16 protein-coding genes are annotated in these 23218 nt (G+C 36.8%); 12 read left to right on the top strand and 4 right to left on the bottom strand.

Annotated elements, in window-relative coordinates:
• The first annotated feature begins 27 nt into the window (after positions 1-27).
• The 5 genes from HCCG_RS03930 to HCCG_RS13100 all read left to right on the top strand — a co-directional run bounded on the left by HCCG_RS03930 (position 28) and on the right by HCCG_RS13100 (position 10736).
• Positions 28-3126 carry a site-specific DNA-methyltransferase gene (locus HCCG_RS03930; RefSeq protein ID WP_015453192.1) on the top strand — a complete coding sequence of 1033 codons (3099 nt, stop codon included), beginning with the start codon at positions 28-30 and terminating at the stop codon, positions 3124-3126.
• Positions 3126-4892, top strand: coding sequence for an ATP-binding protein (locus HCCG_RS03935; RefSeq protein WP_015453193.1), 1767 nt, complete (start codon positions 3126-3128; stop codon positions 4890-4892). Before HCCG_RS03930 ends, HCCG_RS03935 begins: the two co-directional genes overlap by 1 nt.
• 8 nt (positions 4893-4900) lie before the next feature.
• Positions 4901-5902, top strand: coding sequence for a virulence RhuM family protein (locus HCCG_RS03940; RefSeq protein ID WP_002956136.1), 1002 nt, complete (start codon positions 4901-4903; stop codon positions 5900-5902).
• The gene (locus HCCG_RS03945; protein ID WP_002956138.1) at positions 5899-8754 is read left to right on the top strand and encodes a DEAD/DEAH box helicase family protein; all 2856 of its coding nucleotides are present in this window, start codon (positions 5899-5901) and stop codon (positions 8752-8754) included. Before HCCG_RS03940 ends, HCCG_RS03945 begins: the two co-directional genes overlap by 4 nt.
• A 224-nt stretch (positions 8755-8978) precedes the next feature.
• The gene (locus HCCG_RS13100; protein ID WP_015453195.1) at positions 8979-10736 is read left to right on the top strand and encodes a methyl-accepting chemotaxis protein; all 1758 of its coding nucleotides are present in this window, start codon (positions 8979-8981) and stop codon (positions 10734-10736) included.
• Positions 10737-10829: 93 nt separating this feature from the next.
• Here HCCG_RS13100 and HCCG_RS03955 read toward each other — a convergent pair whose 3' ends face one another.
• The 4 genes from HCCG_RS03955 to moaA all read right to left on the bottom strand — a co-directional run bounded on the left by HCCG_RS03955 (position 10830) and on the right by moaA (position 16774).
• Positions 10830-11945, bottom strand: a complete 1116-nt coding sequence (locus HCCG_RS03955) for a Cj0069 family protein (protein ID WP_002956140.1) — start codon at positions 11943-11945, stop codon at positions 10830-10832.
• A 110-nt stretch (positions 11946-12055) separates the two neighbouring features.
• A complete protein-coding gene (locus HCCG_RS03960; protein ID WP_230197853.1) occupies positions 12056-14602 on the bottom strand; it encodes a heavy metal translocating P-type ATPase in 2547 nt (848 codons plus the stop codon).
• A 5-nt stretch (positions 14603-14607) separates the two neighbouring features.
• The gene (gene mqnE / locus HCCG_RS03965; protein WP_002956142.1) at positions 14608-15696 is read right to left on the bottom strand and encodes an aminofutalosine synthase MqnE; all 1089 of its coding nucleotides are present in this window, start codon (positions 15694-15696) and stop codon (positions 14608-14610) included.
• Positions 15697-15799: 103 nt separating this feature from the next.
• On the bottom strand, positions 15800-16774 hold the full coding sequence (gene moaA, locus HCCG_RS03970; protein ID WP_002956143.1) for a GTP 3',8-cyclase MoaA: 975 nt from the start codon (positions 16772-16774) through the stop codon (positions 15800-15802).
• A 98-nt stretch (positions 16775-16872) separates the two neighbouring features.
• Between moaA and mobA the strand changes: the two genes are divergently transcribed.
• The 7 genes from mobA (at position 16873) to thrB (ending at position 23201) form a co-directional block, all read left to right on the top strand.
• A complete protein-coding gene (gene mobA, locus HCCG_RS03975; RefSeq protein WP_002956144.1) occupies positions 16873-17454 on the top strand; it encodes a molybdenum cofactor guanylyltransferase MobA in 582 nt (193 codons plus the stop codon).
• 3 nt (positions 17455-17457) lie between these two features.
• Positions 17458-18591, top strand: coding sequence for a flagellar biosynthesis protein FlhB (flhB, locus tag HCCG_RS03980; protein WP_002956145.1), 1134 nt, complete (start codon positions 17458-17460; stop codon positions 18589-18591).
• Between the two features lie 170 nt (positions 18592-18761).
• A complete protein-coding gene (locus HCCG_RS03985) occupies positions 18762-20138 on the top strand; it encodes a M23 family metallopeptidase (RefSeq protein ID WP_002956147.1) in 1377 nt (458 codons plus the stop codon).
• Positions 20139-20167: 29 nt separating this feature from the next.
• Entirely contained in the window at positions 20168-20758 is a 591-nt protein-coding gene (gene minC / locus HCCG_RS03990) for a septum site-determining protein MinC (protein WP_002956148.1), read from the top strand.
• Positions 20755-21645 carry a UDP-3-O-acyl-N-acetylglucosamine deacetylase gene (gene lpxC / locus HCCG_RS03995; protein WP_002956149.1) on the top strand — a complete coding sequence of 297 codons (891 nt, stop codon included), beginning with the start codon at positions 20755-20757 and terminating at the stop codon, positions 21643-21645. The genes minC and lpxC overlap by 4 nt, the downstream gene beginning before the upstream one ends.
• Positions 21646-21683: 38 nt before the next feature.
• Positions 21684-22178, top strand: a complete 495-nt coding sequence (locus HCCG_RS04000) for a hypothetical protein (RefSeq protein ID WP_002956150.1) — start codon at positions 21684-21686, stop codon at positions 22176-22178.
• 84 nt (positions 22179-22262) lie between these two features.
• Positions 22263-23201: a homoserine kinase gene (thrB, locus tag HCCG_RS04005; RefSeq protein ID WP_002956151.1), complete on the top strand. Its 939-nt coding sequence runs from the start codon at positions 22263-22265 to the stop codon at positions 23199-23201.
• Positions 23202-23218 lie beyond the last annotated feature (17 nt).

Here is a 23218-nt window from a genome sequence, read left to right on the forward strand (position 1 = left end):
AAGCACATAAAAACACAAAGGCAAATAATGGACTACAAAAAAGCATTTTATAGCAAATTAGAGGAATGTTATCTGGGTGCAAAGATAAAAGCCTATGAAAAGGCTCATACAGCACAAAATACACAAAGCAATACAAGCAACGCACAAAGCGGTTTTAGCAATCTTTTAAGCATAAAAGAGCAGTATTTCTCTCACATAAAAGCCTACCTAGATTCTGCTATCCCAAATGATGATTTTAACTCACACGATATTTACAACAAGCTTTACACTTTCTTTGATAGCTATCTTAATGATACAGGCACGCCATTTTTCCACGATACACCGCTGTATAAAAATATTTATGCAAAAGTCTATACCAATTCCAAAGATACAAGCCTTTTTTATAAAACAAAAGATTTATACTATGTCAAAAGTGATACGCTTTATACTAGCCTTACTTTAAGCGATGAAAACGAGCTAGCCCAAATCCACTTTGATACAAGTGAATATACGCAAAACGCTGATAATACCAAGCGAAAGCTTATTTTCAAACTTGATAAAATCGAGCAAACAAGCACAGATAAACAAGATTCTATACCCACCATTTATATCAAGATTTTAAGTCAAAAGGATTTATTCCCAGAATTTAATGCTGTGTTTAAAGAAAATAGCAATGAGTTGAGCGAAGATTTTATAAAATCCCTAAAAGCACATAAATTCCCCCTAGATGAAGCGACCATAAAAAAGCTTTTTACAAGTTATAAAAAGCAAAATGAAGTTGATTTTTTTATCCATAAAAATGCAAGGGCATTTTTACAAGAGCAGTTTGACTTGTGGTTTTATCATTATCTCTATAAAGACAGCGAGTTTCAAGAATGGAGTGTAAAATCCATTTCACATTTACAAAGGATTCGCAATATCGCCTTAGAAATAATAGGGCTTATAGGCGATTTTGAAGATGAGCTAAAGGCTGTGTGGTTAAAGCCTAAATTTGTCAAAGCGGTAAATTATGTCTTTAGCTTTGATTTGATTTTAAGGCATTCAGTATTGAGTGATAAATCGGCGATTCTGCGTTCGCCAACTGCGGCACTTACGACTAGTAAGCTTCTTGTTGGCTCACTTGAAAACGCCGATTTCTCATCTCAATCCTTAGAATGCCAAGATTCTACTAATGCTTATTTGCATAATACAGCCCTTTTAGATTCTATATGTAAGGACAAAGGCTTTGAATCTCAAATCAAAGAATGGCAGGATTTAGGGCTTATTGATGAGAGTTTTAGCAAAGAAGCCTTTATGGATTTTTGTTATACTTATCAATTTCAATATTCTCTCCACCATACTAAATCTTTTTCTTGTCATACTGAAGCGTTAGCTGAAGTATCTAAAAATACAGAAACTAAAAAAGATATTTCGCTGCCACTCAATATGACAAACTTACAAAAAGATATTTCGGCTTCGCCTCAATATGACAAAAAAACACAAAATGTAACTAAAGAATCTACAAACGACAAATACCGCTATTTGCCCCTTGATACAAAGCATTTTAGCAAAGAGATAAAATACAAGATTCTAAGCGTGTTTGATGATATAGAATCTATTCTTAATGGTGAGCTAATAAAGGCAGATAATTTTCAAGCCTTAAATTCCCTAATGCCAAAATATCAAGGCAAGGTGGATTTAATTTATATTGATCCGCCTTACAATACAGGCAATGACGGCTTTATTTATAGTGATAAATTCAATCACTCATCGTGGCTTTCAATGATAGCTAATCGCTTAGAATTAGCAAGGGAATTTTTAAAGGATAGCGGAAGCATTTTTATAAGCATAGATGATAATGAACAAGCAAGACTTAAAATTTTATGCGATGAGATATTTGGGGAAGGGAATTTTATGGCAAATATAATATGGGAAAAAGTTTTTTCTGCTGTTAATTTAAGGAAGGATTTTTCTCCCAACCACGATTTTATTAGCGTCTATTCAAAAAATATTGATAAAACATTGTTAAACCCATTACCACGAACAGAGGAAGCAAACGCAAGATACAAAAACCCCGATAACGACCCAAGAGGTATTTGGACAAGTGGTGATATGAGTGTAGGACCTGCAGTAGAAGCGAATATTTATGAAATTACTCTGCCTAGTGGTAGAAAAATTTTACCGCCAAAAGGTTATTCTTGGAGACTTTCAAAAGAAACATTTGAGGAATATTTAAAGGATAATAGAATTTATTTTAATGGTGGAGATTCTGTGCCTAGAATTAAAAGATTTTTAAGTGAAGTGAAAGATGGCATTACACCGCTTACGATTTGGAAACATAAAGAAGTAGGACATAATCAAGACGCTGCAAAAGAGATTTTAGCCTTATTTGACGACAAGCTTTTTGATACCCCAAAACCCGAAAAACTTTTAAAAAGAATTTGTGAAATAGCTAGCAATCAAGATTCTATAATTTTAGACTTCTTTGCAGGAAGTGGGACGAGTTTAGCTACCGCACAAAAGCTAGGGCGTAAATGGCTTGGCATTGAAATGGGAGAGCATTTTTATAAAGTCATTATCCCACGCCTTAAAAAAGTTATCGCAGGATTCCAAAGCGGGATTAGCAAAGAGTGCAATTATCAAGGCGGTGGGGCATTTAGATACTATGAGTTGGAATCCTATGAAGAAGCATTAAAAGAATGTGAATATGTGCTTATAGATTCCAAATATACTAAGCCTTTTTCTTGTCATACTGAAGCGTTAGCTGAAGTATCTAAAAATATAGAATCTAAAAGAGATATTTCGGCTTCGCCTCAATATGACAAAGAAGCACAATGCACAGCAACTTATAAAGATAGTCAAAGCATTTACCCTGCTAAAGATTATCAAAAAGCACAAAAAATCATTGATTACAGAAAATCCCGCAAACTCATTAAAAAGCTTAATAAGGGCGAAACAATCACACTAGATATGAGCGGATATAGAAAAGAATTTGATTTATTCCACACTTTAGCAAACTTACAAGGGCTAAAAATCAAGCGATTATTTTTAGATTCTAAAGACATAGAATCTTGTGAGTTTGACAATGGCGATATTGTATCGCTAGACCAAATTGACTTACATACATACCCAAAGCTTAAAAATCTTTTGTGGTGGGAGAAATTGTGATGAAAATAAATATACCAGAGGTTGTAGATCAATTAAAAAATGTCAAGCTTGAGAATGTGATATTTGAATTAATAGTAAATGCAATGCAAGCAAATGCCACATATATTGAGTTTAAAATTATAGCCTCCAGCTTAGACAATAAAAACATAACTCCCTATGTAGATAAAATTGAAGTGATTGATAATGGTGATGGCTTTAATGAGGACAATTTGAAGTCTTTTGGGGAATATCGTAGTAATTATAAAAAATCATTAGGCTGTAAGGGTATAGGAAGATTTATATATCTTAAACTTTTTAAAAGCGTAAAAGTTGTAAGTAAAAATAAAGAATTTGATTTTGCCTATAATGGTATGACAGAGCCTAAGGAGCAAGATTTTTTTGATAAAACTAAAGTGATTTTATCAAATCCAAAAGATAATTTTTCGGTTGATTTTTCTAAGATTAAAAAACAAATCAAAGAGCATTTTCTGGCTTATTTTAAGATAGAAAACAGGGATATTAAAATAGATATTTATAGAAACGATGAATGTGTAGATAGTGTTAAGAGTATTGAAATACCAGATTTTGAAAAGAAAGAATTTAAAATTAAAAATTATTCTTTTAGCATATCATATATTTTTGGGGAAAGTGATTTTAGAAATGAAGGATTTTATGTTGCAAATAATAGGGTTGTTATAAAAAATTCAGATTTAAACCAAGAAAGTAAATATAATTTGCCAAAAGAAAAAGATTTAAGAATATTTTATATTTTAGAATCCGATTATTTTGATAAAAATGTTAATGATGAAAGAAATGAATTGCAAATTTATCCCAAACGAAAAAATTCGCTTGAATTTGAGGATTTGAGTTGGAATGATATACACGATGAATTAGAAAATCAGCTCAAAACAATTTATGTGGAACATAATTTTGATGTAGAAAATACAATTAAAGAAAATAGAAAACAATCAATTAAAGAATCACCTTATCTCGGAGTATATTTTGAAAATAGGAATGAATTCAATGTAAATGATATGTTAGAAAATGCAAAAAAAGAATTTAATGATGATAAGGATTTTTTAAGAGATGATAATAATAAGGTAAAAACAAATTATGAAGCTAAATTAGCTAAAGTAACACAAACGGAATTGGCTGAATATGTGTTTGATAGGGATAAATTAATCCAAAAATTAAAAAACTCTGTTGATAAAGGGAGTGTAGAAGCTGAAATCCATAATTTATTTATGCCTAAAAAAACATTTGATGATAAAAAAAACTATAGAACTAATAATGTTTGGTTATTTGATGATAGATTTATGTGCTATGATAAAATTTTTAGCGACATACAGATTAAAGATATTTTTCCAGAGCTGCATAAAAACATAGAAAGACCTGATTTATTAAGTATCATTTCAAATACTTATGAAAAAGAGAAAATTACTGATATTTTATTGATAGAATTTAAAAAGCCAGAAAATGATAGGGATTATTTTCCAAAAGCAAAGCGTCAGATATTAAGCTATGCTTCCTATATCAATGAGGCATATGCACAAAAGGGTTTAAGAATTTGGGCTTACGGTTTTTTAAAGTTTAGTGAAGAAATATTGAGAGATCTTATCAATGATGATTACAATCAGATATACACAAGCACTAACTTTCCTATTTGTTACAAATATAATCAGGCTAATAATACGATAGTTAATTTTATGGATTATAGTTCTTTAATTTACGATGCGGAAAATAGAAATCAGTTATTTTTAGATATTTTAAGAGGAAAATATTTATGACAACTAATATGCCAAACATCCTTCTCTACACTACACAAGATAAAAAAATAAAAGTAGAACTCTATGAGCTTGGAGAGAGTGTGTTTTTAGCCCAAGATTCTATGGCAAAACTTTTTGACACCTCAAAATCTAGTATAAGCGAACATATCACAAATATCCTAAAAGATGGGGAATTGCAGGCAAATTCAGTTATTCGGGAAATCCGAACAACTGCTAGTGATGGCAAATCATACAAAGTGAAATTTTATTCCTTAGAGATGATTTTAGCCGTGGGCTTTCGTGTCCGTAGTAAAAGGGGAGTGCAGTTTAGAATCTGGGCAAACGAACATTTAAAAACCTATTTGCAAAAGGGCTTTTTAATAGATAGTGATAGACTTAAAAATCCAAATGGCAGAAGTGATTATTTTGATGAGCTGTTAGAGCAGATTAGGGATATAAGGGCGAGTGAAAAAAGGTTTTATCAAAAAGTGCGAGAGCTTTTTGCTTTGAGTATAGATTATGATTCTAGTGATAAAGCAACGCAAATGTTTTTCGCACAGACACAAAACAAGCTTTTATACGCTATCACGCATAGAACTGCTGCGGAGCTGATTTGCGAGAGGGCAAATGCAAAAAAGCTGAATATGGGGCTTACAAGCTGGAAAGGTAGCGTTGTGCGTAAGGGCGATGTGATTGTGGCGAAAAATTATCTAAAAAAAGAGGAGCTAGATAGTTTAAATCGTTTAGTTAATGTGTTTTTAGAATCCGCAGAACTTAGAGTGAAAGATAAGCAAACTTTGACTATGGACTTTTGGAGACAAAATGTGGATTCTTTGCTTATCTTTCAAGGAATGCAAATTTTAAAAGATAATGGCAGTATCTCTAACGCACAAATGGAGCAAATCGCTTATAAGCAGTATGAGATATTTGCTACACAACGCAAAAAGGAAGCGTTACTAAAGGCAGAACAAGAAGATGAAGAGATATTAGAATCTACCTATAAAACACTTAACACGAGAGTGGGAAAATGACTAAAAAGCAATCACTGATTTTAAAAGATATTACAGACAAAAAGATTCAATCTTTCAGCGATCTTTTTGAAAGCCTTGATTTAGTAAGCTTTAATGGCAGTATTAGTCTGCAAGAGTATCAAGTAGCGGCATTGCAAAAGGCATTATGCAGTTTAAAGCTGTATAGAGATGATACAAAAGAGCTATGCTATGAATACAAAGAGGCTTTTAAATACAACGCTATAAAATTAGATTCTAAAAAAGGCTTGGATATAAAAGAGTTTTGCAATATGGCAAGCTTTTGGATGGCGACAGGCAGTGGCAAAAGTATTGTGATGATAAAGCTTATAAGCCTTATGCAAAAACTTATGAAAAATGGCGAGATAGAATCTAAGCCCATAATGCTACTTGTGCCAAATGATAAGATTTTACATCAGTTTAAAACGCATATACAAAGCTTTAATGCGTATCAGCCGATACAAATCACTTGCAATGAGATAAAAGCGTATGATAATCAAAGTTTGCTGGACTTTGAAAATGTCGTATTTCTTGGTAGAAGTGATTTGCTAGATATAAAAGACAATGTCGGTAAAGATTCTAAGGCAAAAAGGCTAAATTATAATAATTTAATGCGTGAAAAAGGCTGGTATATCTTGCTTGATGAAGCACATAAGGGCGATAGCAAAGATTCTATAAGAAAAAGCTATATAAGAGACTTAGCAAAAGGGCGAGAGAGGCAGGAGTATCCGCACGGATTTATCTTTAATTTCTCTGCGACTTTTGATAATGATATAGAGCTTTTTACTTGTGCTTTTAACTACAATTTAGAGAAGTTTAATAATGATGGCTATGGGAAAAATATCGTGGTGCTAGATAGCAATCTCAAAGCCTTTAAAGATTCTAAAGTGGATTCTAGCGATGAAAAGTTAGAGCGGATAATGGAAAGCTTTATCCTTTTTGTGGGGATAAAGCAGGAATTAAAAAGCTTAAAAGCAAAGTTTGAAAACCTGCATTATCATAATCCTTTAATCATCGCCGTGGCTGATAAAGTCAATACCAAAGATGCGGGGATTAAGCTATATTTTGAAGCGATTATGAAAATCTTACAAGATTCTAAAGATATAAGCGAGATTGCAAAAAACTTAGCAAAAAAACTAGAATCTAGCAATATATATTTTGCTGAAAAAGAGATGAATAAAGACTTTTTAGAGAGACTTGCAAAAGTGGATTCTAAAGACTTAAGAGAGCAAATCTTTTATGCTAAAGAGACTTCAAGTCTAGAGTGCTGTAAGATTAAGGGAAATAATAAAGAACTTGCCTTTAAAAGTAAAAATGCGACAAAACCCTTTTTGCTTTTAAATATCGGTAGCATTAAAGAGTGGGAGAAAAGCTATCTTGATGGGCTAGGCATTGAGAGTGGGGAGGATATGGCAAAGGGGTATTTTGAAGAGCTAAATCACAAAGAATCACCCATACAAATTATGATGGGAAGCAAGGTGTTTAGCGAGGGGTGGGATAGTAACCGCGTGAATTTCATTAACTTTATCAATATCGGTAGTAAAAATGCAAAAAAATATGTCCTGCAAACCATAGGACGAGGGGTAAGAATTGAGCCTTTTAAAGATGTCCGCAAACGACTAAAAGCAAGTGGTAAGCTAGAGTATAACGCAAAGGATTCTTTAGGTGATGGGAGTTTGGGGGTTGAGAGTGTGTTTATTATGGCGACAGAAAATGAAGCGATTGAGTGGATTTTAAAGGGGCTTGAGGGCTTTAGATTCCAAAGTAAGCTTGCTGGCTTTAAGAGAAATAAAACGCTAGAACCACTGCTTGTGCCAAGCTATAAAAACTCTCACAAACAAAATGAAACCTTTGTGATTTCACATTATGACTTTGAGAGATTAAGCAAATATATAGAATCTTATGATGAAGATATTTTGCTTGTATCAAGTGGGATAAATAGAGCGGATTTGGGCTTTAGCACTTTGCAAAAGATACAGCAAAAAATGCGTGATGAAGCAAGTGTAAGCTTAGAGATAAAGGGCAATATGCCAAAACTTAAACCACAAAATGCCCTGCACAGTATGGATAGATTTTTCCACGCACCTTTGCAGGAATTAGACAAGTTTGTGCCTTGTGAAGATAGCATTACGCATTTTAAAGATTTTATGCTAAGTGGTGATGGGCTTAGTGAGATGATTATAAAAGAGATGAATAAAGTGGTTAAAGAACTAGCACAGATAAAACAAGCTAAAAGCATGGATGCGCTTAAAAAAGAATTTGAAAAAGGCAAAATCTCACTAGATGAATACACCGAGCAAATCCAAGCTAAACCAGCACAAAGCATAGAAAAACATAGCTATGTTATCACAGCAGAGCTTGCAAAGCACTATTACAGCCCTATGGTTTTAGAATCATATAAAGATTCTGCAATCCATATTAACTATGCCATTAGCGAAAGAAGTGAGCTAGAATTTTTAGAGGATTTACAAAAATATTTACAAGATTCTAAGAACGCATTTAAAGATTATGAGTGGTGCTTTAGCAGGATTGTAGAAAAGCTAGATTCTATTTTTATCCCCTATTTTGACACGCAAAGCCAAGAGCAAAGGAGATTTTACCCCGATTTTATCTTTTGGTTAAAGCATAAGCAAAGCGGGAATTATAGAATCATTTTTGTAGATCCTAAGGGCTTAAGCTTTGAAGCAAACGCAAGGGATAAATTGCAAGGCTTTAAAGAATTATTTTGTAATAAAAAATTAGATTTTCAAGGCTTAGATATAGAGATGGATTTGTATTATTACAACAAAGAATCTAGCGTACCAAAGGATTTTGAAGGGTATATTGCTTCAAGGATTTGTGAGCTATTTACATAATAAGTAGAGCAACATACTTATATGATATTTATATGGAGTTATCAATTCTAAGTTTTCAACCTTTTGCAAAGATTGAATCTGGATCCAAGTGTGTTTGACTTTATCACTAGCAATTTGTAAAGATTCTGCAACGATAGGCAAGACTATGTCTTTTTGTATACTGATTTGTAAAATTTTGTGTTACTCTTTGTGAAAGCATACATTAATGCAATAAAGGAGCGGTTATGAAGTTTTATAAGAATCTCTCACTTAAATCAAAATTCCTAAGCCTTGTTATCGGCTTTTTTATAGCATTTGTCATATTTTTGGTGCTGACAATACTAGGAGAAGAAAAGTCCTCCAAAGCTACACAAGAACAAATCATCGCAATGTTACAGCAAGAGATTGAAGCAAAAATCAAGCTTAGCACAGATTCTATGGCGAGTGCGCTTGGTGAGCTTGTAAAAGGGCTAGATGAAAAGGAGCAGATACAAATCATTTCTAAAGCCATTAGCAAGATGTATTTTGAAGATGATAAATCAAGCTATTATTTTGTGTATAAAGAAGGAGTTGCTTTAGCATATCCACATCAAACAGACATTATAGGCAAGTCTCTATGGGATACAAAGGACATTAATGGCACTTATTTCATAAGGGATCTTTTTGAGAGTGCAAAAGATGAGAGCAAAAGGGGTAAATTTGTCTATTATGTTTTCCCTAAGCCTCTGCCAGATGGAAAGTTTGTTGATGTACAAAAAGTATCTTATGCACAGCTTATCCCCAACACCGCAAATATTTGGATTGGCACAGGCGTGTATATTGACACACTAGATTCCCACACACACGCTACTTCACAGGGGATTTTGAGTAATATCTCTCAAACGATATGCAGCAATATCGCCATTTCAATGGTGGCGTTTTTGCTTATTTTTTTCCCATCAATGTGGCTATTTTACAGCACCCATTTGCGTGGAATCTTAAACTTACAGCACAATGTCTTTGCCTTTTTTGCTTATCTTAACCACGAGAGCAAAACAATGGATTCTATCCCACTAGATTCTAAAGATGAGATCGGTCGTATGGTAAAGGCGATTGATGAGAATGTCAAACGCACACAAGATGGGCTAGAAAAAGATTCTAACCTTGTGCGTGATGTGCTAGGTGTCGTAGAGGAGGCAAAGCAGGGGCGATTTGGCTCTGTGATAGAAAATACAAGCCTAAATCCGCAAATCAATGAGCTAAAAGATGCGATAAATCAAATGTCGCACACGCTTTTAAATCTTGTCGGCGAGAATCTCAAAAATACCGCAAGAGTGTTTGAAGCTTATAAAAATAATGACTTTACTGACAGGATAGAAAACCCTAGAGGGCTTGAAAATGCCGTAAATAGCTTAGGGGATTCTATGGTGAGTATGCTTTCAGTCTCTAAAAACTATGCCAACGAACTTGAAGTAAAATCTAAAGAATTAGAATCTTCTGTGCTTGAGCTTACAGAGAGTGCCAACACTCAAAGTGCATCATTGGCACAAACTGCCACTCTCACAGAAGAGATTGCCCAATCTATGCAAAATGTGAGTGATCGCACAAACGAAGTCATCGCCCAAAGTGAAGATATCAAAAATGTCATCGGTATCATACGCGACATAGCCGATCAAACAAACCTTTTGGCTTTGAATGCCGCTATTGAAGCCGCAAGGGCAGGAGAGCACGGCAGAGGATTTGCGGTTGTTGCTGATGAGGTAAGAAAGCTTGCCGAACGCACACAAAGAAGTTTGGGTGAAATTGAAGCAAATACAAATCTTTTGGTGCAGAGTATCAACGATATGGCAGAATCCATTAAAGAACAAGCACAAGGTGTCAATCAAATCAATGATACCATTTCACAGCTTGAATACATCACGCAACAAAATGTAAAAATTGCCAATCATTCACGCGATATAAGCACCGCACTAGATAATGTCGCAGTAAAAATTTTAGACGATGTGAATAGTAAGAAGTTTTAAGGGGATTTTAGAATCTTGCCCAACGCTTAAAGAATAGTCTAAAATGGGGTATGCGAGATAAGAGAATCTCGCATAAAGACTTGAAAGAATGAGTTAAGATTTCGCATCTTCCACAATGTTAATAATTGTGTTTGCTACGCGTCTAGCGGTTTTATCCAAAAACTCAACAGGGGAAGTAAAGCCCACACAAGAGCAGTTAATCTCGCCTAGCACATACTTATCCTTACCATTTTCATCGGTATCAAGGATAAAGTCTGCTGTCCAAATCAAAGGCAAGTCGTAATTACCAAGCTTTGTTTTGATCTCTGGCAAGTTAGATAAGAAGTAGCTTACTAACTCATTCCATTGCTCTGGCTTATCATAGCGGTATTTTGCCCCGCTAAAGAGTGTCGCTGAAAACGCATCTGCCCCTTCAGCTGGTTTTTTATGTACGACATAAATTGGGTCTTTATACAGCATTAGGATTCTAATCTCACCCTCTTTAATGCGTGGCAAGAAAGTCATATCCACAAGCATACCATTATCGCCTGTCAAATACTTCTCGCAGAAATTCATAAAATCGCCTAGTTTATGCTCTTCTACATGGTTATCCACCGCTTCTGTGCATCGCACAATGGTATCAAGTGGGACAGAAGAAACTTTACCATATTGACTTTGATCTTTTAGCTGCACACGCCAGATTCCCTCCCCTGTGCTACCGCGATTTTGCTTTAGCACTCTCTCACCTTTTGCTAGAGTTTTTGGGAAGTTTGCCTTAAAGTCGTGCTCTTCTCCTGCTACCCAATTCACACCAATGCGTTCTGCTTCAGCGGGATCATAGTAGGCTAAAGTATCTGTTGGTACAAGCTCTGTATTGCGAAGTTTTGTGAGAGCATCTTTTGCCCCATAGCCTATCATCGCATCAGGGTGAGGCATACCAATCACGCCACTATCACAAAGCTTACGCAACACATCAAAGTAAAGCTTCTCTTCTTTCAAATTGCCCGGATTCACACGCGATACATACGCATCAGCCACACCTTTAACATATTCAAAAATCTCATTTGTTTTCGCAGAATCTTTTAAAATCTCATCTGTGAAAAACACAACTTCCGCACTCCAACCAAGCTTTTTGAGATAGTCCATCATTGGCACAGTGTCTTTTCTGTGCCCATCTCTGCCCTTATCACTACCGCCTACTGCTTCGAAAAAAACGATATGCTTTTTCATCATACGCCTCCCTATGTAAGATTAAAAACAAGCTTATGTTACGCTAAAAATTTGCAATATAAGCTAAAAAAGCATAAAAATATTACACTTTTTTACTTCTTTTTCAGTTTCTACTCATTTTTGTTTTCTTTAAAAGCTTTAAAATTTCTTAATCTTAATGAGTTTAGCACCACAATGATGGAGCTAAGGCTCATTGAGAGTGCGGCAAAAAGTGGTATAACGAGTCCAGCAAGGGCTAAAGGCACACTCAAGGCATTGTAACCTATGCTTAGAGCGATATTTTGCTTAATAGATTTGTATGTGCCTTGTGCGATTGCAAAGGCGTTATGCAAAGTGCTAAGCTTGTCATCAAGGATAACAATATCACTGCTTAAAATCGCAATATCGCTTCCCGCCCCCATAGAAATGGCTATGTCGCTTTGGTTTAGAGCTGGAGCGTCATTAATGCCATCGCCTATCATCACAAGCACAGAATCTTTATGTGTTTGCTTATAGGTGCTAATCCACTCCGCCTTTTGTAATGGGGATAAAGCGTGTTTAGCTTGGCGGATATGAAGTTGATTGCTTATAAGATTCACACTCTCTTGCCTATCGCCACTTAGCAATGCACTCTCAATCCCACTTTTATGCAGAGATTCTATGAGTGTTTTGGCATAGGGTTTTAGCTCATCATAAAGCTCAAAAACTTCGCATAATTTTTTTTCTCCATTGTCTATTATCCCATAGGCAAAAAGCATACCTTGAGAGATGTTTAAAGGTGGAATAACAAAGCCTTGTTTTTCTAAAAAGGCAAGATTCCCCCCCACGAGTTTAATACCCTCCCCACTCTGCGATAAACTATTAGCGGTAATGCCTTGTGCGTCAAACTGCTGAAAGCTTTCAAGATTCCACATATTTTTTTGTATCCCCGCTCCATCAACTGAATCTGCTAAAAACTCCGCAATGCCTGACGCCACAGGGTGTTTGCTTGAACGCACAAACTCACGCAAAAGCAACTTGTCATAATCCCCTTGTATGTGGCAGTGCTGCACTTTTGGCTTGCCGATAGTGAGTGTGCCTGTCTTATCAAAAACGACCATATCCGCTTTTGCTAGGCTTTCAAGGAATTTGGCTTGTTTAAATAGCACATTATGCTTATAAGCCTCGCCAATTCCAACGACTGACGCTATGGGGGTAGCGAGAGCTAACGCACAAGGACAAGCAATGATAATCACAGATATGGCTATCATCAGCGATTTTTCCGCTCCAACATCGGCTAGAAAATACCAAAATACAAAGCATAGGGCTGCTAGGCTTAAAATCACGCGTGAAAAATATTGTGAAAGGGCATTAGCAAGATTTTGAATCTGCGGACGATGAGAGAGAGAAGAGCTTACAAGCTCAATAATATGACTCATAAGGCTTTGTGAAAATGCCTTTGTAGCGGTGTAAAAGATTTGATGATGAAGGTTAATATAGCCAGAAAGCACCGCCTCACCCTTTTTAGATTCTAAAGGCAGGGATTCCCCGCTAATTGCCTTGGTATCAAACAGGGCATATTCACTCTCTAAGATTCCATCAATGGCGATTTTATCCCCCGCTCTCACTAGAATCTTATCTCCCACTTTTACACTCTCAAGGCTTCTTTGCTCGTATGTTTCGCCATTGCTTACTTCCACACTTGTAGGCAAAAGATTCTGCAGACTATCAAGGCTATCGCCGGCATTTTTCCTTGCGCGCACTTCTAGGAATTTCCCCACTAGCACAAAGGTAATAATCATACTCACAGATTCAAAGTAAGTCTCGCCACTGCGTGTAATAGCCGCATATATGGAGTAGAGATAAGTTAAGCTTGAGCCTACACTTACAAGCAAGTCCATTCCAATAAAGCCATTTTTCAGCCCATAGTAGCTTGAGCGGTAAAATATCCAGCCAGAATAAAAGAGTGTAGGTGTGCAAAGCACAAATGAAGCAAGATTCAAAATATCCTTCGCATCTGCTTGTATGCCTAGAAAGTATCCGCTATATTGTGCGATAGCCACCCACATAATATTCATCGTGCAAAAAAGGGCAACAATCACGCGGATATAATAGTCTTTCATCTGTGCCTTATCCGCATTCTCTTGGATTCTACTATCATAGACATACGCATCATAGCCAATGGAACGGATAAGGCAGATAATCTTGCTTAAAGGCAAAATCGCATTATCCCAAGTGATAGTGGCTTTATTATTTGTGTAGTTTATAGCCACATCATATATGCCTTGTGTTTGACTTAGAATCTTTTCATTCAGCCAAATACACGCCGCACAATGAATCCCGCTTAGAATCAAATGCACTTGGCAGAGCTGCTTATTGCCTTTAGTAATGGAATGGATATATTTATCATAAAAGCCCTGTGTATCAAAATGTGCTACATCACTTTGTTGAGTGAGATTTGGAGGTGTGATACTCATATTTAGCTTATCATAAAAGCTTGTAAGCTCACAAGATTCTAAAAGCAAATACACGCTTTCACAGCCATTACAGCAAAAATACAGCTCCTGCCCATTATCATCTATGCGTTTAAAGAGCTGAGATTCTTCATAGGGCAACTGACAATGGCTACAACATCGCTTAGATTCCTTAGCGTGTGTGGAAGTGTCAGAAGTGGAATGCGTGTGCTTAGAATCTCCCACAGCCCTTAATACTCCGCTAATTCATTATAGATAGAATCTCGCTCTATGGCGACAAACCCCGCATCTTTAATCTGCGAGATAAGCTCATCTTTGCTTAATCCGCCTTTGCTTTTTGCTCCTGCGGCGGATTGTATAGATTCTAGTTGTATTGTGCCGTCCATATCATTAGCACCAAATTCCTGTGCGACAATCGCCATATTCAGCCCCAAAGTCGCCCAATACGCCTTGATATGCGGGATATTATGTAATAAGATTCTAGCAATAGCAATAGTTTTTAGAATCTCCTGTCCGCTTGGGAAGTCCTTGATATTAAGGAAGTTATTTTCTTTTTGGTATAACAGCGGGATAAAGGCATTAAATCCGCCATTTTTACTTGCCACCTTAGAATCTTCACTTTGAATCTCCCGCAAACGCAGCATATGATCTATTCTATGCTCCCTTTTTTCTATATGTCCAAAAAGCATAGTGGCATTACTCATTTTGCCTAAGCCGTGCCAATAAGCGTGGATTTCAAGCCATCGCTTAGAGCTTACCTTGCCCTTACAAATATAGCTTCGCACACTCTCATCAAAGATTTCCGCCCCACCTCCGGGCATAGAATCAACTCCTGCTTCCACCATATCTTCTAACACTTTTTTATAGCCCTTGTTTGAGATTCTATCTATATAATCCACTTCCGCCGCCGTTAGGGCTTTTAAATGCACCTGTGGCAATGCCTTTTTAATCTCCCTAAAAAGTTCAAAATACCACTCATAAGTGTAGTTTGGATTATGAGCGGATACGATATGAAGCTCTTTTGCACCATTTTCATAGGCTTTGTGAGCTTGGGTTAGAATCTCATCAATACTCATTGCATAAGGGTTTGGATTCTTGCGACTTGCTGAAAACGCACAGAATTTACACACATCAGCACAGATATTGCTGGGATTAATATGGCGGTTGTTATTAAAAAACACCTTTTTCCCATAGCGTTTTGTCCGCAGCTTATTAGCGACTTTACCAAGGGTAAAAATATCATACTCATAGAGTTTGCTTAGCTCTTGTGGGCTAAGAGAAGATTCATTATATTCTAGGGCTTTTTGTAAAATATCCATTGTAAATCCTTATGCTTGTGATTTATAAAAATAAGCAAAACATTGAGAACACATTCTAATGTGCTTTTATTTAGAATCTTATTTTGCTTTTGCTCCTTTGTTTCTATCCGCCGGTGTAGTAAAATGCACGGGTTGAAAGCAAATTAGGATTCATATTCTGCTCCCATTGGTTTTTCTCGGGCTTATTTTTTATGGCTTTTTCTAGTAGGCTTTGCATTGCTTTTATATCTTCATTTAAAATCGCTTCTCTTAAGCTTACGCTTTCTTGGTAATACAAGCAAGGGCAAATCACACCATCGCTTGTTAGGCGGATTCTATTACAGCTTTGGCAGAAGTCATCTTCGTGTGGCGAGATAATCCCAAAGCTATATGATGTTTCATCATTAATCGCATAGAGCTTTGCCGGACCAAAGCAGTCTTTTTTGAGTAGTGTAGTTTTATACTTTGTATTGATATGGGCTAGAATTTCATTCGCCCTTAGCCCTTTGAGTTTGTCTTTTGCGTGGATATTTTCCATAAATTCAATAAATCGCACCCCAAAATGATGAGTCTTAGCAAACTCTAGCATATCTAGGATTTCATCTTCATTTAGCCCTTGCAGTGGCACCATATTGAGCTTAATGCCAAATTTGAGCTTGTGCGCTTTATGGATTCCACGCAGGATTTGGGGCAGGGCATCGCGTTTGGATATACGCTTAATCCGCTCATCTTTTAATGAATCTAGTGAAACATTTATGCGTTTTAGTCCTGAATCTTTTAGGCTTTGGGCGTATTTTTCAAGTAAAAAGGCATTGGTTGTAAGGGTGAGTTCAATATGTGGGGCGTAAGCATAAACGCTACCTATAAAATCGCATAAATCCGCCCTTAAAAGTGGCTCTCCACCGGTAATGCGGATTTTTTTAATCCCATTATCAATGGCAAGTTTAATAAAAATTAGCATTTTAGGCAGTGGCAGGGCGGTTTTATCAATAAAATCTTCAGGCGTATCTGGCATACAATATTGACAGCGGAAGTTACACTGCTTGGTAACTGATACACGCATATAATCAATTGTGCGTTGAAATGAATCTATAAGCATATATGTCCTAAGGATTATAAATTTATTGCTACTTTATTGTTACAATGGGGGATTATACAAAACAAGTTACAATACACTATAAAGGCTAAAGGTTTTTTATGCAAAAGATTACAACACCTTGTGTGATTCTCGCTGGTGGGAAAAGCTCTCGTTTGGGACAGGATAAAACACAGATTCATTTTGGTGGCTATCCGCTTAGTCAATGGCTTGTAATGCGTTTTGAAAATATGTGTGAAAATCTCTATGTGAGTGCAAAGCAAAGGGATAAGTTTAATTTTCACGCGGAGTTTTTAATAGAAAAAAGCTCCATTTATGCTCCGCTTGTAGGAATGATAAATGCCTTTGAGCTTTTAGATTCTAAAGAGATTATTTTTCTAAGTGTGGATACACCTTTTATCTCACAAGAGACACTTTTAGCCCTAGATTCAAAGGATAGCCCGATTGTGTATGCGCAAAGTGAGTTTAAAGCACATTATTTGGTTTCAAAATGGCAACGCTCCACTTTAGATTCTCTTCTATGGGCGTATAAGTCTAAAAGCTATGCCTTGCATCGCATTGTTAAATCTCATCTGCACGAGATTGTCCCTATCAGCGAAGAAGAGGGTTTAAACATTAACACAATGCAGGATTATGAAACCGCACTCCACAAGCTAGATAAATTAAATGAGCTAAAGGGCTAAAAAATGGCTGATGAAGAAAAGACACAAGCCCCCTCCACCCATAAAATCGCTAAAGCACGAGAAGAAGGTAATGTCAGTAAAAGCCCGGAATTAGCGGGATTTTTTATTCTGCTTGTGGGGCTTGGGGCGATGTTTTTACTTCTGCCTTTTTGGGTGGAGCATAGCCAAAAGATTTTTATCCATATCAATTCACTTATCACACAAGAAGTTGATGTGCGAATGCTGGGGGATTTGATGCTAAGTATCGGGCTTGAAGTATTTATTATGTTAGCCCCGCTTTTTGTAGCCCTTATGGTAACAGGTGTGATTGCTAATATCGCACAATTTGGGCTATTGCTCTCCCCCAAAGCCATTAAGCCAAAGCTCTCTAAAATTAATCCCATTACGGGTATAAAAAATGTCATTTCGCTCAAAAAACTGCTTGATGGCTTTATGATTACACTCAAAGTCTTTGTGGCGTTTATTGTGGGATTTGCTGTGTTTGTGAGCTTTTTTAATGAACTGTCTAGCGTGTCTATGAGTGGGCTATATGGGCAGATTATGTGGTTTAGACAAAAGGCGTTAATTCTCATCGGTGTGCTTTTAATCTTATTTTTCATAATGGCGGTGAGTGATTATCTCATCAAACGCTATCAATACATTAAAAGCCTTAAAATGAGTATCAAAGAAGTCAAAGATGAGTATAAGCAATATGAGCAAAGCCCCGAGATTAAAGCTAAAATTCGTCAAATGCAGCAAAAAATCGCTAGTAATCGTATGATGCAAGAGATTCCAAGTGCTTCTGTGGTGATTACAAACCCTACGCATTATGCTGTGGCGTTGCGGTATGGTGAAAAAGAGATTGAAAAAGGTATGCCGCCTGTGGTGGTGGCAAAGGGGATTGATGAGTTGGCTATCCGTATAAAGGGTGTTGCTAGGGAGTATGAGATTAGGATTATTGAAAATCCCCCTTTAGCACGAGAGCTATATCGTCAGCTAGATTTGAATCAAGCTATTCCGCACGATCTTTTTGCCGCGGTTGGTCAAGTCTTGCAAGAAGTAGCATACCTTGATAGCTTGGAAGGCAAAAACACAATGAGCGAAATTCTCCAAGCCGCAGGTGCTAAGGCTCACCAAGCACAAGCAAACACAATGTAGTGTAAAAGTTTATAGAATCTTGCTTTTATTCTATAAAAAGTCTCAATATAGCCCTATCTTTACGCATAAGCCTTGCATAAGCTTATTTGGGATTTAAAAAGATTTGTTAGAATATCGCCTTTCTTACTTAAATTTCTTAAAGACAGATAGGGAAACTTGGGGCGTGTGGTATGGATAACAAACGATTGATTGGCTTAAGCGTTGGGCTTGTAATTCTTATTTTGGTAGGCGTGGTTGCCTTTAGTTCTGTTATTTTTGAAACTCAAGAGCCTAGTTTAGAATCTAGCTCAATCCCAACGCATTGGAATTTACAAGATGAGATTCAAATAGACTTTAGTGATGAAAGCGGGATACGCGATTATCGTGTGCAAGTGGTATTTGATGATGAAATTTTGAGTGATGAAAAAGAAGTGGTTTTAAGTAAGCCAAAATCAGTAAAGATTCCATTGCCAAAGCCTTCAATGACATTGAAAAACGGCACGAGTATTCAGTATAAAATTGAAGTAACTGATTGGAGTAGCTCACATTTTTTCACCGGTAATACGGCAAAGATTGATTTGAATCTCATCGTAGATACGACACCGCCAGAAGTTACGCCCATTGCTTCATCATATCAAATCGTGCGTGGGGGCAGTGCGGTGGTGGCGGTTGAAGTCAAGGATATGGCATTAGAAGATGTGCGTTTGAGCAATGGCACAGATGAGTTTGCCCTTTTTAAATACCTTGATGACAATATTTATATTGGCATTATCGCTTGGCCTTTGAAAAATAAATTTTTTAGCACTCAGCTTGTGGCTAAAGACAAAGCAGGGAATATCACAAAGCATAATATTCCACTTGTACGGAATATCAATGCCCCTTATTATCGCTCAAATATCCGCATTAAAGAGGATTTTTTAAGTGGTAAGCTTGATGAGCTACTCTCTCAAATTGATAAAAAGCATTTGCGGGAGTTTGACAATGATATAGAAAAATTTGCGTTTTTTAATGAAAAGATTCGCAGTGAAGATGAAAAGAGAATCTTAAAGGCGTGTAGCGATTTAGTTGGGGATAAAAGCTTTATTGATGAAGGCTTTCACGCTTTTGTGCCACTTAGAGGCTCAAAGCTTGTTGGGAGTTTTGGGGATTTTCGCACTTATTTTTTAGGGAAAGAAAAGATTAGTGAAGCCATACATTTAGGCATTGATGTGGCAAGTGTGAAAAATGCACCCGTTATTGCAAGTAATAATGCGGTGGTGCTGCTTAAAAGTCATCTTGGGCTATATGGAAATACTTTGCTTTTGTATCACGGCTTTGGCGTGTCATCAATTTATTCGCATTTGCAGGAGAGCTATGTGGAAGTAAGCGATTTGGTGCATATAGGACAAGAGATAGGTAAAACCGGCACGACAGGTTGGGCTTTTGGCGATCATTTGCATTTTGGGATTCTAATACAGGGGCATTTTGTGCGTTTGAGTGAGTGGCTTGATCAAAAGTGGATTGATGAAAATGTGGTGAGTGTCTTAAACAAAGCACGAAGCTTTTATCAAACAAGAGCGGTTCCTTAAAATGCTTTTTGTCTAAAGGGTGCAAGGCTATGATAAAGACACATCAGCGGACATTAAAGCTATTTGAATTTGAAGCTGGAGCTAGCACGGAGGAATATATCGCTTTTATCACAAAGCATTTGCCCCTTTTGCGATACCACACGCTTGGCTTTAAAGGCGAGATAGATTCTGTTTTAAAAGAGTTTTTGCAATCTCATCAGCTAAGTTTTAGCACACTTGATACGATTTACACTTTTCAAAGCCCACAGCAAAAGGAGTCTAAAGATTCTAAGCTCAATGCAGAATCTCAAAAGATTTCATCTGCCCCCACATTGTTTGTCTCTAAAGTGGTGCGGAGTGGAGAGGAGATTATCCATAATGGTGATGTGGTGATAGAATCTCAAGTCAATGATGGTGCTAGGGTGGTAGCAGGTGGGAATCTTGCTGTTTTTGGTGAATGCAAGGGGAGCGTTGAAGTTGGCGGGGAATATATGATTTGCAAAAAGATTCTAGCTTCAGCGATCATTTTTCAAGATAGGTTGCTTGATGAGCCTTTTTTACATAAAATTAACCAAAGCAGTGCATTATTCAAAATAATTTTTAAAAAAGACGATGATATAGTCATAAAGGACTTGCTATGAAACAAAAAACGATAAAGAATAAGGTTGAGATTGTGGGCGTTGGGCTACATAAGGGTGTGCCTGTGAGAATGGAGCTAGAGCCATTAGATGTGAATAGTGGTATAGTGTTTTATCGTAGTGATTTGAGGGCAAGTATTGAGCTAAAGCCCGAAAATGTCATTGATACCACAATGGCAACCGTGCTTGGCAAGGGGGAAGCTAGAATCTCTACCATTGAGCATTTGCTTTCAGCCATTCACGCTTATGGGATTGATAATATTAGAATCTGCTTAAATAATGAGGAAGTGCCGATAATGGACGGAAGTTCCATTGGATATTGTATGCTTATTGAGGAAGCTGGGGTTATTTCACAAGATGCTCCAAAAAAAGCTATCGCTATTAAAAAGCCCATTGAGATTCAAGATGATAAAAAGTTCGTGCGAGTTGAGCCTAGTGAGCGGACAATTTTTGATTTTAGCATTGATTTTAGCCACCCTGCTATCCGTCAGCAACACTATAAATTTACCTTTAGCACAAAGGCGTATAAGCAAGAGATTGCCCGTGCTAGGACTTTTGGATTTTTACACGAAGTAAATTATTTACGCTCTATTGGACTTGCTAAGGGCGGGGATTTGAGTAATTGTATCGTGCTTGATGAGAGTGGGATTTTGAATAAAGATGGGTTGAGGTATAAGGAAGAGTTTGTGCGACATAAGATTCTAGATGCTATTGGCGATATGGCATTGCTTGGAATGCCCCTGCTTGGCACTTATGTCTCTTATGCGGGAAGCCACAAGCTTAATCACTTACTCACAAAACAGCTTTTAAGTGATGAAAAAGCCTATGAGATTGTAAGCCTTGAAGATAAGGCTATGGAAGAAGCCTTGGAATACGCCTATGAGATGTAATTGTTGAGATGTAAGCCTTAAAAGTTTAAGAGATAAAATTGAAAGAAATTGATATAGCACTTGTGAGTGTTGGTGGGACTATAAAATGTGGATTATATGAGAATAAAGAGCTTTTTGAAGAGATAGTAAGCAATGAGCTAACACTTACCGCCTTGCCTAAAATCTTTGAATCTTTACTCCCAAATCCCAAGCAAGATTCTAAATATGCAGATATGAAAATAAACACCATTTACTATGCCAATGGTCCCGGGAGTTTTAGTGCGTTGAAGCTTACACATATTTTTTTGCACACGCTAAGCTTACTTTATGAAGTGAAGCTATTAGCTACTTCTAGCTTTTATTTCACTCAAGCAAAGTATATTAAAGCCTTTGGCACAACTTATTTTTATGAAAATGAAAATGGCGAGATTACCCTTGCTTATGGTGTAGATAGCCCACAAGAGAGTGAGTTTTATCTCCCAAAGATTCTAGATACGCTCCGTTTTCATCATAAGATAGAGCCATTGTATATACTGCCACCGGTGCAAAGTTAGAATCTAGGGGCTTTACAAGCGGAGTTAAGAGAAAAACATTATAATGCGAGTTTTTTGATGTTTTAAAAGGGAAGGAGAGAAGTTTTGGTTGTTCGTGTTCCTGCTACAAGTGCCAATCTTGGACCGGGCTTTGATACGCTGGGTTTGGCTTTGAATCTTTATAATACTTTTAGCGTTACTCCCGCACGACTTAGCAGTATCCATATTGCAGGAGAAGGTGAAGATCGCCCAAAATTACGCGTGGATAATGTGTTTGTTAAAATTTTTAATGAAGTGCTTGAATTTTATGAATATCCGCGGAGACATTATAAGTTTAGCTTTCACAATGATATTCCTATCTCAAGGGGGCTTGGCTCTAGCTCGGCGGTGATTATCGGGGCGATTGTGAGTGCATATCATATAATGCAAAAGCCTTTGGATACAAATGAGATTCTAAACCTTGCCCTTTGCTATGAAAATCACCCTGATAATATTACTCCTGCACTCTGTGGAGGCTTTAACATCGCAATGCTAGAATCTAATAAACAGCCCACCAAAAATACCCATAAAGATTCTATTTTTGGCAGTCAAAAAACAAGGGTTGTGAGTATGAAAACGCCAATCTCTAGCGATATTAAAGCTGTTGTTGTTGTGCCAAATACGACTATTTCTACAAAATTTTCTCGTCGCACTTTGCCTAAGAAATACAGCACAAAAGATGCGGTTTTTAATCTTTCTCACGCGTGTATGTTAAGTGCTGCACTTTTAAAAGGGGATTATACACTACTAAGGGAAGCAAGTGGGGATAGATTCCACCAAGATGTGCGTATGAAGGCTTTGCCGATTTTATTTGCTATCCAAAAACTTGCTTTAGAGAATAACGCTCTCTTAAGCACGCTCTCTGGCAGTGGCTCATCATTTTTAAATATTTGCTATGCCGATGAGAGTAAGAATCTTGCAGAGCTAATGCAAAAGAGCTTTCCAAAATTCCGCGTGTTTGAGCTGGAGTTTGATAATATGGGTGCGACACTGCTAGAATCATAAAAATTAGGTATAATACA

Origin of the sequence: Helicobacter cinaedi CCUG 18818 = ATCC BAA-847, assembly GCF_000155475.1 — a bacterium.
In the GTDB taxonomy this organism is placed as follows: Bacteria; Campylobacterota; Campylobacteria; order Campylobacterales; family Helicobacteraceae; genus Helicobacter_C; species Helicobacter_C cinaedi.

Coding starts and splice junctions, on each gene's coding strand:
- HCCG_RS13100 (WP_015453195.1), top strand. CDS start 8,979: ATGAAGTTTTATAAGAATCTCTCACTTAAATCAAAATTCCTAAGCCTT.
- lpxC (WP_002956149.1), top strand. CDS start 20,755: ATGAAACAAAAAACGATAAAGAATAAGGTTGAGATTGTGGGCGTTGGG.
- HCCG_RS03955 (WP_002956140.1), bottom strand. CDS start 11,945: ATGAAAAAGCATATCGTTTTTTTCGAAGCAGTAGGCGGTAGTGATAAG.
- mobA (WP_002956144.1), top strand. CDS start 16,873: ATGCAAAAGATTACAACACCTTGTGTGATTCTCGCTGGTGGGAAAAGC.
- flhB (WP_002956145.1), top strand. CDS start 17,458: ATGGCTGATGAAGAAAAGACACAAGCCCCCTCCACCCATAAAATCGCT.
- HCCG_RS03930 (WP_015453192.1), top strand. CDS start 28: ATGGACTACAAAAAAGCATTTTATAGCAAATTAGAGGAATGTTATCTG.
- HCCG_RS03935 (WP_015453193.1), top strand. CDS start 3,126: ATGAAAATAAATATACCAGAGGTTGTAGATCAATTAAAAAATGTCAAG.
- mqnE (WP_002956142.1), bottom strand. CDS start 15,696: ATGGATATTTTACAAAAAGCCCTAGAATATAATGAATCTTCTCTTAGC.
- minC (WP_002956148.1), top strand. CDS start 20,168: ATGATAAAGACACATCAGCGGACATTAAAGCTATTTGAATTTGAAGCT.
- moaA (WP_002956143.1), bottom strand. CDS start 16,774: ATGCTTATAGATTCATTTCAACGCACAATTGATTATATGCGTGTATCA.
- HCCG_RS03945 (WP_002956138.1), top strand. CDS start 5,899: ATGACTAAAAAGCAATCACTGATTTTAAAAGATATTACAGACAAAAAG.
- HCCG_RS03940 (WP_002956136.1), top strand. CDS start 4,901: ATGCCAAACATCCTTCTCTACACTACACAAGATAAAAAAATAAAAGTA.
- HCCG_RS03985 (WP_002956147.1), top strand. CDS start 18,762: ATGGATAACAAACGATTGATTGGCTTAAGCGTTGGGCTTGTAATTCTT.